The 11,841-nt window shown below is 67.8% G+C and carries 13 protein-coding genes and 2 tRNA genes; 8 read left to right on the forward strand and 7 right to left on the reverse strand.

The window, feature by feature from the left end; translation table 11 throughout:
* Positions 1-10: 10 nt before the first annotated feature.
* Positions 11-1,729, reverse strand: coding sequence for a YhjD/YihY/BrkB family envelope integrity protein (locus ACSZL9_RS05170; protein ID WP_446664400.1), 1,719 nt, complete (start codon positions 1,727-1,729; stop codon positions 11-13).
* A gap of 182 nt (positions 1,730-1,911) precedes the next feature.
* Here ACSZL9_RS05170 and ACSZL9_RS05175 point away from each other — a divergent pair.
* From ACSZL9_RS05175 to ACSZL9_RS05185, 3 genes are all read left to right on the forward strand, one after another.
* Positions 1,912-1,984: transfer RNA gene (locus ACSZL9_RS05175), tRNA-Lys, on the forward strand.
* Between the two features lie 186 nt (positions 1,985-2,170).
* The gene (gene tdh / locus ACSZL9_RS05180; protein WP_446664401.1) at positions 2,171-3,208 is read left to right on the forward strand and encodes an L-threonine 3-dehydrogenase; all 1,038 of its coding nucleotides are present in this window, start codon (positions 2,171-2,173) and stop codon (positions 3,206-3,208) included.
* 5 nt (positions 3,209-3,213) lie between these two features.
* Positions 3,214-4,407 carry a glycine C-acetyltransferase gene (locus ACSZL9_RS05185; RefSeq protein WP_446665106.1) on the forward strand — a complete coding sequence of 398 codons (1,194 nt, stop codon included), beginning with the start codon at positions 3,214-3,216 and terminating at the stop codon, positions 4,405-4,407.
* Between the two features lie 203 nt (positions 4,408-4,610).
* Here ACSZL9_RS05185 and ACSZL9_RS05190 read toward each other — a convergent pair whose 3' ends face one another.
* Entirely contained in the window at positions 4,611-4,907 is a 297-nt protein-coding gene (locus ACSZL9_RS05190) for a GroES family chaperonin (protein WP_446665107.1), read from the reverse strand.
* Between the two features lie 28 nt (positions 4,908-4,935).
* Positions 4,936-5,220 carry a DUF3618 domain-containing protein gene (locus tag ACSZL9_RS05195; protein WP_446664402.1) on the reverse strand — a complete coding sequence of 95 codons (285 nt, stop codon included), beginning with the start codon at positions 5,218-5,220 and terminating at the stop codon, positions 4,936-4,938.
* 193 nt (positions 5,221-5,413) lie between these two features.
* On the opposite strand from ACSZL9_RS05195, the gene bcp reads away from it, so the two are divergent.
* From bcp to ACSZL9_RS05210, 3 genes are all read left to right on the forward strand, one after another.
* Positions 5,414-5,887 (forward strand): thioredoxin-dependent thiol peroxidase, encoded by a 474-nt coding sequence (gene bcp, locus ACSZL9_RS05200; protein WP_446664403.1) that lies wholly within the window; start codon positions 5,414-5,416, stop codon positions 5,885-5,887.
* The gene (locus tag ACSZL9_RS05205) at positions 5,884-6,492 is read left to right on the forward strand and encodes a class I SAM-dependent DNA methyltransferase (protein ID WP_446664404.1); all 609 of its coding nucleotides are present in this window, start codon (positions 5,884-5,886) and stop codon (positions 6,490-6,492) included. Before bcp ends, ACSZL9_RS05205 begins: the two co-directional genes overlap by 4 nt.
* A gap of 58 nt (positions 6,493-6,550) precedes the next feature.
* Positions 6,551-6,635, forward strand: a tRNA-Leu gene (locus ACSZL9_RS05210).
* A gap of 6 nt (positions 6,636-6,641) precedes the next feature.
* On the opposite strand, the gene ACSZL9_RS05215 is transcribed toward ACSZL9_RS05210, so the two are convergent.
* Positions 6,642-7,511 carry an alpha/beta fold hydrolase gene (locus tag ACSZL9_RS05215; protein WP_446664405.1) on the reverse strand — a complete coding sequence of 290 codons (870 nt, stop codon included), beginning with the start codon at positions 7,509-7,511 and terminating at the stop codon, positions 6,642-6,644.
* Positions 7,512-7,578: 67 nt separating this feature from the next.
* Between ACSZL9_RS05215 and ACSZL9_RS05220 the strand changes: the two genes are divergently transcribed.
* Positions 7,579-8,463: a GNAT family N-acetyltransferase gene (locus tag ACSZL9_RS05220; RefSeq protein WP_446664406.1), complete on the forward strand. Its 885-nt coding sequence runs from the start codon at positions 7,579-7,581 to the stop codon at positions 8,461-8,463.
* A 4-nt stretch (positions 8,464-8,467) separates the two neighbouring features.
* Here ACSZL9_RS05220 and ACSZL9_RS05225 read toward each other — a convergent pair whose 3' ends face one another.
* Positions 8,468-8,839 (reverse strand): cupin domain-containing protein, encoded by a 372-nt coding sequence (locus ACSZL9_RS05225; protein ID WP_446664407.1) that lies wholly within the window; start codon positions 8,837-8,839, stop codon positions 8,468-8,470.
* Positions 8,840-8,861: 22 nt separating this feature from the next.
* Here ACSZL9_RS05225 and ACSZL9_RS05230 point away from each other — a divergent pair, with 22 nt between their 5' ends.
* Positions 8,862-9,344, forward strand: coding sequence for a MarR family winged helix-turn-helix transcriptional regulator (locus ACSZL9_RS05230; protein WP_446664408.1), 483 nt, complete (start codon positions 8,862-8,864; stop codon positions 9,342-9,344).
* 27 nt (positions 9,345-9,371) lie between these two features.
* On the opposite strand, the gene ACSZL9_RS05235 is transcribed toward ACSZL9_RS05230, so the two are convergent.
* Positions 9,372-10,079, reverse strand: coding sequence for a VOC family protein (locus ACSZL9_RS05235; protein WP_446664409.1), 708 nt, complete (start codon positions 10,077-10,079; stop codon positions 9,372-9,374).
* Between the two features lie 88 nt (positions 10,080-10,167).
* A complete protein-coding gene (locus ACSZL9_RS05240) occupies positions 10,168-11,820 on the reverse strand; it encodes a molybdopterin-dependent oxidoreductase (protein ID WP_446664410.1) in 1,653 nt (550 codons plus the stop codon).
* Positions 11,821-11,841: the final 21 nt, after the last annotated feature.

An 11,841-nucleotide genomic window follows, 5' to 3' on the forward strand; every position in this document is an offset into this window, starting at 1 on the left:
CCGACGAGTATCAGCGGGCGGTGCGCTTCGGGTGCGCGGCGAACCACTCGTCGCGTCGGCTCTGCTGCTCCTGCTCGATCTCCGAACGCAGCACCGACGGCGGCTCCGGCTCCTCGTGCGCCGGCTCCTTCGACTTCTCGGGCTTCTTCGGTTTGGGCGGCTGCTGCGCGCGCTCGGCCTGCTTCTCCGCCTGCTCCACATCGTATGCCGCTCGCCGCGCGTCCCGCTCGGCGCGCACGTGCTCCCGGTCCGGGGTCTGCGGCGGATCGAACTCCGCGCGCACCTTCGCCACCGACTCCCATCGCTGCTCGCGGGTGACGTAGGACTCCTTGATCTTGAGTTCCTTCTCGGCCTTCGCCCGGCGCTCCTTGGCCTTCTTCTCGGCCTTGGCGCGCTGGCGGTCCAGGCGGTCCCTCACCAACCGGGCCTTCTGCGACTGCACCAGGAAGGAGTCGCGTCGCCGCAGTCGGGCCTCCTCGATCGCAGCCATCTCCTCGGGACCCACGGCCACCATGCCCACCTCGTCGTCACTCATCGTCTCGGCTCGCGGCGCGGTCGCGTCGCGAGGACCCACCAGACCAGTCTTACCCGATCGCTGCGACATGCTCGACTCGCCGACGATCTGCGCCGCCTGGCCGGCAGCCAGGCCGGCCCGCCCGTAGACGTGGGGATCACCGGCCGCCTCCCTCATCGCGCTCAGGCGCAACTCGTGCGCGGCGTCATACTCCTGGGCCGCCTTGAGGTCCAGCTTGGCGAACTTCGCGTCGCTCTTGGGCGGCAGCAGGATCATCTCCTCGGCCGGCAACCCGGACTTCAGCTGCCGGGTGCGCAGCAGCTCTGCATCGACCTCCGCGCCGAAGAGCACGGCAAGGTTGGTGATCCACAGCCACAGCAGGAAGATGATCGCGTTCGCGAACAGACCGTAGGTCTTCTGGTAGCTCGCTCCGTGGCTGAGGGTGATGTAGACCCCGAGGGCGATCGACGCGAGCAGCCACACGACGAAGCCGATCAGCGCGCCCCAGGTGAAGATGTCCTTCTTCGTCTTCTGCACGTTGGGGGCCGCCCAATAGAGCATCCCGATGATCAGCACGACGATGAAGATGACGAACGGCCACTTCGCCCAGTCCCACACGGTCACCGCGGTCTGACCGAGACCGACCGAGTCGCCGAGCTCCTTGGCGACGGAGCCGGTCGTGACGATCGCGAAGATCACCACCAGCATCAGCACGACCTCGACGGCGGTCACCGCGATCAGCGACAACTTGAGGCTGATCGTGGAGCGGCCCTCGCGGATGTCGTACATCCTGTTCGTGGCCTTGCTGAACGCCGCGACATACCCGGACGCGGAGTTCAGGGCGAGCAGGATGCCGACGACGAACGCGATAGCGCCGCCACCTTGGGTCGTGATGTTCTCGATGAACGTCTTGATGGTGTCCAGCGACTTGTCGCCCGGGTCCTTCCCGACGATCGCCGCCAGCTTGTCGACGACGTCCCCGGCGGTCTCCTTGCCGTTGCCGAAGATGTTCAGCAGCGACAGCACCGCGATGAGCCCGGGGAAGAGCGACTGCATCGACCGGTAGGTCAGCGCCGCGGCCAGGTCCGTGCACCCATCCGCGCCGAACTTGCCGACCGCGCGCTTCAGCGCGACCTTCCAGTCGTTCTTGGCGTAGGTGTCCGGGGTGTCTCTCGGACGTTCGACTTCTTCCTCATCCAACAGCAGCATCGACATCGGAGGGGGCCCTTCGGGTCGGGGTCACATGCAGGCTCGACTTCGCAACCTAGCGCAGTGCCCGCCGGGGAACGCCCCGGGACACGGCACCGCAGCGTAGGGCGCGAACCTCGATTTCATTTCTGCCGCGCCAGCCTGCTATGTTTTTCCACGCACCGAGGCGCTCACGCCTCCTGCACAGCGCGCCATTAGCTCAATTGGCAGAGCAGCTGACTCTTAATCAGCGGGTTCGGGGTTCGAGTCCCTGATGGCGCACTCTGAGGTTGGATCTGCGTCTGTGTTGCAAGGAGCAAGCTCCTGGCAACACAGACGCGAATCGAACCTCCTGTTTTTGTTTACAGTCAACTTCCGAAGCTCCGGATCGCACTGCGGTTCGGAGCTTTTCAGTTGCCTGCGACCCCGCCCACATGCTGGACACGTTCGCGTAGCAGACTGTCCGACGTGCGTGCACTGGCGAAGACAGGTGCCCAGCCGGGCCTGGAGCTGATCGACGCTCCGGAGCCGACCGCAGGGCCGGGCGAGGTCAAGATCAAGGTATGGCGGGCGGGGCTCTGCGGCACCGACCTGCACCTGGAGGGTTGGGACGACTGGGCCGCGGCCACCGTCCGCCCGCCGCTGATCATCGGTCACGAATTCTTCGGTGAGGTCGTCGACATCGGCCCGGGCGTGACCAGTGTCGAGGTCGGTCAACGCGTCTCCGGCGAGGGGCACGTCGTGTGCGGTGAGTGCCGCAACTGCCGCGCCGGCCGACGGCACCTGTGCATCCGGACCAGCTCGGTCGGCGTCAACCGCAACGGTGCCTTCGCCGACTACGTCGTCATACCCGCCTCGAACGTCTGGGTGCAGCCGGAAGACATGGACCCCGATGTGGGTGCCGTCTTCGACCCTTTCGGCAACGCCACCCACACCGCGTTGTCCTTCCCGATCGCCGGCGAGGACGTGCTGGTGACCGGCGCCGGACCCATCGGTGTCATGGGTGCGGCCATCGCCAAGCACGTCGGTGCCCGCTACGTCGTGGTCACCGACGTCAGCGACTACCGACTGGAACTGGCCAAAGCCGCCGGTGCCGACCGCGTCGTCAACGTCGCGAAGGAACGCATCGCCGACGCTCAGCACGACCTGGGCATGCGCGAAGGATTCGACATCGCTCTCGAGATGTCCGGAAACCCTTCTGCGGTCAGCGAACTCATTGACAACATGAACCACGGCGGGCGCATCGCAATGCTCGGCCTGCCCGGCGACGCGTACGCGATCGACTGGGGCCGGGTCATCACCCACATGCTGACGATCAAGGGCATCTACGGCCGGGAGATGTACGACACCTGGTATGCCATGAGCGCCATGCTGCAGTCGTCACCCGCTCTCGCGAACGCGGTGCACTCGGTCATCACGCACCGCTTCCCCGCCGAGCAGTGGCAGGACGCGTTCAATGCGGCACGCTCGGGTGAGTGCGGCAAAGTCGTCATGGATTGGAGCTGACCGTCATGTATGCCAACAAGGAAGCGCTCGTCGCCACACTGCAGGAGATCGACGATGCCGGCCTGACCAAACACGAGCGCGAGCTGTCCGGCCCGCAGGCGGCGAGGGTGCAGACCGGTGGCGCCGAGGCGCTGAACTTCTGCGCCAACAACTACCTCGGGCTGGCCGACCATCCCGACGTCGTCTCCGCCGCGCGAGACGCGTTGGACCAGTGGGGATTCGGTATGGCGAGCGTGCGCTTCATCTGCGGCACGCAGACGCAGCACCGCGACCTCGAGCACGCGATCGCGGACTTCGTCGGGACACAGGACGCGATCCTCTACTCCTCGTGCTTCGACGCCAACGGCGGCATCTTCGAGGTGCTCTTCGGCGCGGACGACGCGATCATCTCCGACGAGCTGAACCACGCGTCGCTGATCGACGGCATACGCCTGTCGAAAGCGAAGCGGTTCCGCTACAAGAACGCCGACATGACCGACCTGCGCGCCCAGCTGGAGGCAGCGAAGGCGGCCGACGCGCGGCATACGGTGATCGTGACGGACGGCGTCTTCTCGATGGACGGCTACTTCGCCCCGCTGGCCGAGATCTGTGATCTGGCAGAGGAGTTCGGCGCCCTGGTGATGGTCGATGACTCGCATGCGGTCGGCTTCATCGGCGAGCACGGCGGCGGCACACCGGAGCACTGCGGCGTCGTCGACCGGGTCGATATCGTCACCGGCACGCTGGGCAAGGCACTGGGCGGCGCGTCCGGCGGCTACGTCGCCGCGCACCAGGAGATCGTCGACCTGCTGCGGCAGCGCTCCCGGCCCTACCTCTTCTCCAACGCCGTCGCTCCCTCGGTTGTCGCCGGATCAATGAAAGCCCTTGAGATCGCGGGCAACTCACGCGAGCAGCGCGAGAAGCTCAACGCCAACACGGTGCTCTTCCGGACGATGATGAGCGAGGCCGGCTTCGAGGTGCTGCCGGGCAGCCACCCGATCACCCCGATCATGTTCCCCGGCGAGGACGGCGCCCGGCAGGCGGCGCAGATCGCCGACGCAATGCTGGCCCGCGGGGTCTACGTCATCGCGTTCTCCTACCCCGTCGTGCCGCAGGGCAAGGCGCGCATCCGCGTGCAGTTGTCCGCCGCACACAGCGAGGACGACGTGCGTGCCTGCGTCAAGGCCTTCGAGGAAGCCCGCGCCGAGGTGCTCAACTAAAGCTGGTCGAGTAGCCCAACAAGCTGGTCGAGCCCGTATCGAGACCCCCACAAGGTGGTCGAGTAGCTCACGCAAGCTGGTCGAGTAGGGCGAGCCGCTAGGCGAGCCCGTATCGAGACCCCCACACGGTGGTCGAGTAGCTCACGCAAGCTGGTCGAGTAGGGCGAGCCGCTAGGCGAGCCCGTATCGAGACCAAGCAACGCTCAGAGATACAGCCCGGTGCTACCCGTCTCGACGCGCTGCGCGGCGACGGCGTGCAGGTCACGCTCGCGCAGCAGGATGTAGTTGCGGGTCTGCAGCTCGACCTCGGCCCGGTCGTCGGGGTCGAAGAGCACCCGGTCGCCGACCTTCACCTGGCGCACGTGCGCACCGATCGCCACGACTTCGGCCCAGGCGAGGCGCTTGCCGACCGAAGCCGTCGCCGGTATGACGATGCCGCCGCCGGACTTGCGTTCACCGCTCTCGCTGTCGGCGGACACCAGCACGCGGTCGTGCAGCATCTTGATGGGCAGGTTGCCCGGGGCGGTCTCAGGCACGTGCGCGACGCAGAAGCCCAAGCGTCAGCAGCACAGCGGCGACACCGCCGAGCGCGATCGCCAGCTTCTGGTTGTTGAGCTCACCGTCCGGGGTGTGTGTGAAGCCGCCGACCTTCAGCTTGACGTCCTCGACCTGGCGCTTGGCCAGCTCCTTGGGCTGCGCCCGGAACGCCAGCTCGTCGATGGTCCCGGCCAGGCGCTCACGCGTCGCTGCCAGATCCGCCTCGATGTCCTTGGCGGAACGCGTGGCAGGTTTCGCGGGGGCCTTGTCAGCCATGGTCTCTCCTCGGCTCGGATTTCGTTCACTGCAGTCGCGAGGCCCGAGACGCGGCGGCGGAACACGCAGTGTGTGACGTGTCTCGCCGACACGGCTCATGCCGCGTGTGGCTCGCCTGAGACGATAACGGATGACGAACGACATTCGCAGCGGCCGGTCCGGTCGCCGCAGACCGACCAGGAGGTTTATTCGGATGGCTCGACTCGAGATCGGCGACCAGGCACCGGACTTCACGCTCACCTCGGACACCGGCAAGCAGGTCTCGCTGTCCGACTTCGCCGGCAAGCACCTGGTGATCTTCTTCTACCCCGCTGCGATGACCCCGGGCTGCACCAAGGAAGCGTGCGACTTCCGTGACTCGCTGACGACCTTGCGGGACGCGGGCTACGAGGTCATCGGCATCTCGCCGGACAAGCCGGAGAAGCTGGCGAAGTTCGTCGAGAAGGAGTCGCTGACCTATCCCCTGCTCGCCGACCCCGACAAGGAGGTCCTGGAGACCTACGGTGCGTATGGCGAGAAGAAGCTCTACGGCAAGACCGTCGTCGGCGTGATCCGCTCCACCATCGTGGTGAGCCCGGACGGCACGGTGGAGCTGGCTCGCTACAACGTCAAGGCCACCGGGCACGTCGCGTCGCTGTCCAAGGCGCTGAAGCTGGACGTCGCATGAGCAACCTCTCGCGTTGGGAGCAGGGCCACCACGGCTACGGCGCGCGGTTCGCGCAGCTGCTCAAGGACGGCGTCGACATCACCGGTGAGGCCCGGCTGGCGGACGCACTTCTCCCCCGCAACAGTCGCGTTCTCGACGCGGGCTGCGGCATGGGGCGCATCGCCGCCGCGCTCGAGGAGGCCGGGCACGATGCGTATGGCGTGGACCTCGACGCAGACCTGCTCGCACAGGCGGGCAGGACCTACCCGGCCCTGCCGGTCGCGCAGGTCCGTTTGGAGGACGTCAGTCCGGATTCGCTTGCCGCACAGGAGTTCCCGACGTCATACGACCTGATCGTGTGCGTCGGCAATGTCCTGACTTTCCTCGCCGAGGAGGCCGAGCGTCCTGCTCTCAGCGCGCTGCGCACGGTCGTGACGCCCGAGGGTCGGCTGCTCGCGGGCTTCCATCAGGACGGCGGCTCCGGGCGGCGCAGCTACCCCGCGGAGGAGTTCATCGCCGACGCCGAGGCGAGCGGTTGGCAGCTTGAGTCGCGCTTCGCGACCTACGACCTGCGCCCGGAGCCGGGCGAGGACATGTTCTTCGTCGGGATCTTCCGCGCTGTGTGATCGAGCACTTGCACGGGACGATCACCGCACCGAGATCAGGACGTAGACTCTTCGGCGCGCGCGAGTGGCGGAACAGGTAGACGCGCCAGATTTAGGTTCTGGTGCCTTCGGGTGTGCGGGTTCGAGTCCCGCCTCGCGCACCAGCCGGCTCAGTAAGTCGCGTGCAGTTCCTCCAGCATCTGCGGCATCGCGCCGACGCCGACCGACAGGTGACCTTCGCCGTCCAGCAGGTGCGGAGTCACGCCCGGCACGTGCGCGGCGAGCCACTCGCCGTGGGCGAAGGGCACCATCAGGTCCGCACTCCCCTGCCAGACGAATGTCGGCACGCTGATCGACGCCAGGTCGAAGCCCCATGGCCGGGTGAACGCCAAGTCGTCGTCGAGCCAGCCGTCGACGCCGTTCTTCAGCGCCTCGCGGAAGTTGGCGGCCATCTCCTCACCCGCCTCGTCGGTGATCTGCGCTCGGTCGACGTCCGGCAGCAGCGTGCTGAGCTCACCGAGGATTGCCTCGGGCGTGGCCTCCTTCAATTCTTCGCGCATGCCGTCCAGCAGCGGGCGCAACGTGTCCTCGCCCTTGAGCGCAGCGCCGAACTCCTCGACGTTGCCCTCACCCATGCCGCCGAGGAAGTCCAGGTCGTCGACGTCGTATGGCGCCACCCCCGCGATGCACAGCACCCCGGTGATGCGGTCGGGCAGCAGCGCGCCCGTGGCCAGCGCGTGGGGACCACCGCCGGACCAGCCGGCGGTCATCGCCTTCTCGACGCCGAGATGGTCCAGGATCGCGGTCACGTCGTCGGCAATGTCGGCCACCGTGCGACCTTCGCGACGAGCCGAATCGCCATACCCCGCACGGGAATACGTCACCAAGCGGATGCCCCGCTCGGTGGCCTGCTCCACCATCTTGCTCCGCGGCAGCACCGAGCCCGGCGTCCCGTGATGGAAGACGAGCACCGGCCCGTCCTCGGGGCCGTTGATGCGGAGGTCGAGGGCGCGTCCGTCGGGCAGCGAGAGCGAAGTCATGTCGTCAGCGTGCCACGGAACGGAAAGCGGTCGAACGGAAACCGGCGGACACGTACAGTCCGATCCCATGACCGCTCCCCACGCCCTGCGCGACAAGCCCACCCTGACCGGCGAGCGCGTGGTGCTCCGACCGTTCGTCGAGGCCGACCTTGCCCGGATGGCGTCCGCGATTCGGGACCCGGAGGTCAGCCGGTGGACAGAGTACGACCTCGACACCCGCACTCTCCCGGCCGCTGATGCACCTGCGGAGGTCGACGACCGGCTGCGCGATTGGTATCTCAGCCGGCACGCGCAGACCGATCGACTCGACCTGGCGATCGTCGACCGAGCGTCCGGCGAGTGTGTCGGCGAGGTCGTGCTCAACGACTTCGACCCGGATGCGAGCTCGTGCAACTTCCGGACGCTGATCGGCCCGGGCGGGCGCAGCCGAGGGCTGGGCTCGGAGGCGACGCGACTGATCATCGAGCACGCGTTCACGGTGGGCATCGAACAGGTCGAGCTCGAGGTGTTCATCGGCAACGACCGTGCACGGAGGGCTTACGAGAAGGCAGGCTTCCGGGTGACCGGCCGACGACGCGCCGCCCGGCAAGTCGACGGCGCGCCGGAGGACGCCCTGCTGATGACCGCCCGGGTCGACGATGATCGTGCGGCGACGCCAGCCCTCGAGTCCGTGGTGTTGCCCGTGCGCCCCGGGCAGGAGCGCGAATTCGAGGAGGCGTTCGCCGGCGCCATACCGATCATCAGCCGGCAGAAGGGTTTTCGCGACCTACGACTCACTCGGTGTGTCGAGAGACCGAACGAATATCTCCTCCAGGTGCAGTGGGAGCAGCTGACCGACCACACGGTCGGCTTCCGTGAGTCGGACGACTATCAGCTCTGGCGGGCCGCCCTGCATCACTTCTACGACCCCGTGCCGACGGTCGACCACTTCACCGACGTGCTGCGCGGCTGAGCACTCACGCCACCCACGGCGGCACGCCGGCCGACGCACCGTCCCCGCGCGTCACCTCACCCTCTCCGACCGTCACGACCCCGGTGAAACCCGTTGCACCGGCGGTGAATTGGCGCATCACCCCCGCAGGGATCACGACGGTGTCCCCGGCTTCCAGCGAGTGCTCGGACTCACCGACTCGGACGCTCGCCGAGCCCTCGGTGATCGCCCAGACGACTTCCCCCGCGAACGCATGCTCCGGGCCCTGTATGCCGGCCGGCATCTCGACCAGCCACAGGCTGGTCCCGGCGGCACCGAGGGTCGGCGAGGCAAGGGTGGTCATCGTCGCGTTCGGCGTGGTGGCCGTCCGGCGCTGCGCTGCTCGCACGATCTGCATGACATCTCCTAAGATAGACAACATGGTTGACGTTATAGACAACCCGGTTGACGATCAAGTGCCCGGCTGGCAGTTGGCGCTGCTGCTGCTCGCCGGTTTCCGCGAGCTAGTCGACGAGACACACCGCAGGCTCGCGGAGCAGGGGCATGCCGGAGCGCGACCGGCGCACGGGTTCGCATTGCAGGCGATCGGCGAAGGCGCGACGAACGCCGAGCTCGCGACGCGGCTCGGCGTCACGAAGCAGGCCGCCGCAAAGACGATCGCGTCGCTCGAGCGGGAGGGCTACGTCGAACGATCCGGTGACACGGCCGACGCGCGACGCGTCATCGTGCGTCGGACCGCCCGCGGCACCGGCCTCCTGGCACTGTCGGAGGCAGCGTTCGAGCAGTGCGTCCAGGTATGGCGCGATCGCGTCGGCACGGGGTCGGTCGACACGCTCGGCGCAACGCTGCGTGACCTCGAATTGCCCACTGCGCGTTTCGATCTCGCGTCCTGGTCGGGATGACCGCTCCCGCCACGTGCCGCCGAGAGGTCAGCGTCGGCGGATCGAGAACTCGTGTCCGTCCGGGTCGGCGAGTTCGATCTCGTCATCCGTCTCGTCGTCCATCCCGTGGAGGACGGTCGCGCCCAACGCGGTCAACCGCTGCGCCTCGGCGGAAGGGTCGGCGGCCGACAGCAGGAACCGCTGGCTGCAGCGCCCGGTCTTCGGCTCGATCGGCGGACCGCCCCAGGAGAGCTTCGTGCCGCCTTGCGGCGCCTGGACCGCGGTCTCCCCGTCCTCGTCCCACACCAGGTCCCAGCCGAGCGCGTCGCGCCAGAAGATCCCGACTTCACGACTGCCGTCACAGGTGACCTCACCGAGCAAGCCGCAGCCGGCGAGGAAGTTGTTGCCGGGCGGTATGACGCAGAACGCGTTCCCGGCCGGGTCGGCCACGACAACGTGATCCTCCTCGGGCAGCTGGCCGACGTCGGCGTGCACCGCACCGAGCTCGACGGCTCGCTCGACGACCCGGTCCTGGCTCCCGACACCTTCGCTGGTCACGTGCAGATGCAGGTAGTCCTGCCCGGCCTCATTCGTCGTCGGCGGGCCGAACCGCAGGCCGACCTGGGTCTCGTCACCCACGAGGAGGATGCCACCGCGATCCGCCCTCGGTCGGCGTTCGAGCAAGCGGCCCCAGAATCGGGCGGCCGGCTGCACATCGCTCACGTCGAACGTCACTGCGGTGAATTCCAGTGTCATCCCCAGAACGCTAACCATTGCCGAACCACACGTCGCCTGGTTTTTCACGACCGCACGAGCCGCCCCGTGAGGGCTCAATGACCTCCGCTCAGCGGACGGTCACCGAGATCGAGTGATATCCGGACGAACCGTTCGGCGCAGGCGGCGCGAATGCCGCGATCTGCACGTCGCCGTGCGCGTCGATGGCCCGCACGGTCAGCGTGTGGTGCCCGGAGGTCGCCTTCCACGGGTAGACCCACTGGCGCCATACGTCCGAGTTCGCAGCGGCGCCGAGCTTCGCGTCGTGCCAGTCACCGTCGTCGACCTTGACCTGCACCTTCGCGATGCCGGTGTGCTGACGCCAGGCGACGCCGGCGACAGCGACGGTGCCCGCGTCGACCTTCGCGCCATTCCTCGGGACTTCGATCCGCGAGGATGTCTTCACCGGACCGCGTGCGGACCAGCCACGCGGGGTCCAATAACCCTGGTCCTGTTGGAACGTCGTCAGCTTCAGCTCGGTCAGCCACTTCGTCGCCGACACGTAGCCGTAGAGCCCAGGCACCACGAGCCGCACCGGGAAGCCGTGCTCGGCCGGCAGCGCCTCGCCGTTCATCGCCACCGCGATCAGTGAGTTGCGGTCGTCGGTCATCGCCTCCAACGGGGTGCCGGCGGTGAATCCGTCGACGCTGCGCGACAGCACCATGTCGGCTTCGGGCTTCACCCCCGCCTCCTTGAGCAGCTCCCGCACCGGCCAGCCGGTCCAGACGGCGTTGCCGTTCAGATGTCCGCCGACCTCGTTCGAGACGCACATCAGCGTGACCATCGACTCCTGCATCGGCTTGGAAAGCAAGGTCTGCCAGTCGATCTCGATCTCGTGCTCGACCATGCCGGTCACCCGCAGCTTCCACGTCGTGGGGTCGACCTGCGGGACCACGAGCGCCGTGTCGATCCGATAGAAGTCGCCGTTCGGCACGATGTATGGCGTCACGCCCGGCACCCCCACGGACGCACCTGCGGGCGGCTTGACCTTCTTACCGACCCGGGGCACGACGAACGACTCGCGCGCAGACTGCACGGCCCGGGCGCCATTCCCCCAGGCACGACCGACCGACCCGAGCAGTACGGCCACGACCGACGCTCCGGCGCCCAGCAGCACCGGCCGCCGACCGCTCTGCACCGGCGAAGGCGCTGCGTGCCGCGCGTTGTCCTCGTCCTCGGCTGCCGCTCGCTCCCGCGACGCGCGCAGCACAACATGCTCCCGCCACAGTTGCAGGGTGACCAGCCCGGCAGCCGCTCCGATGAGCAGTGGCAGCAGGTCCGCAGCGCCGGCGTGCGGCCGGGACGTGACGGCAGCCGCGGCGACGCCGATGAGCACGACGAAGACGACCAGCGACGCCGTGAATGCGCGGCGCAGCAGCGTGCCGATCAGCAGGCTGAGCAGGACGAGCACCGCGGCGATCCCGCCCAGCAGCACGTTCTTGTCGTTGGTGCCAAAGGTGTCGATTGCCCAGGTCTTCAGCCAGGCGGGTGTGCGGTCGATGAACGCGCCGCCGACGGCCAGCACGGGCGACGGGGTGCCGTCGCTCCACCCCTGTCGCAGCAGGATGCCGGCGAGGAACTCCGCAATGCCGACCGTGACGACCCCCGCGACGAATCCGCCTGCGGCCGCGAGCGATCGACGCGCCCACAAAGTCTTGGAGGGCGACTTCGATGGCGCCTCGGATGACGACGCGGACGCTGCTGGGAGGTCTTGGTTGAGCACGCTCCGATCGTCCCATCCGAG

It is taken from the genome of Flexivirga sp. B27 (genome assembly GCF_052905685.1).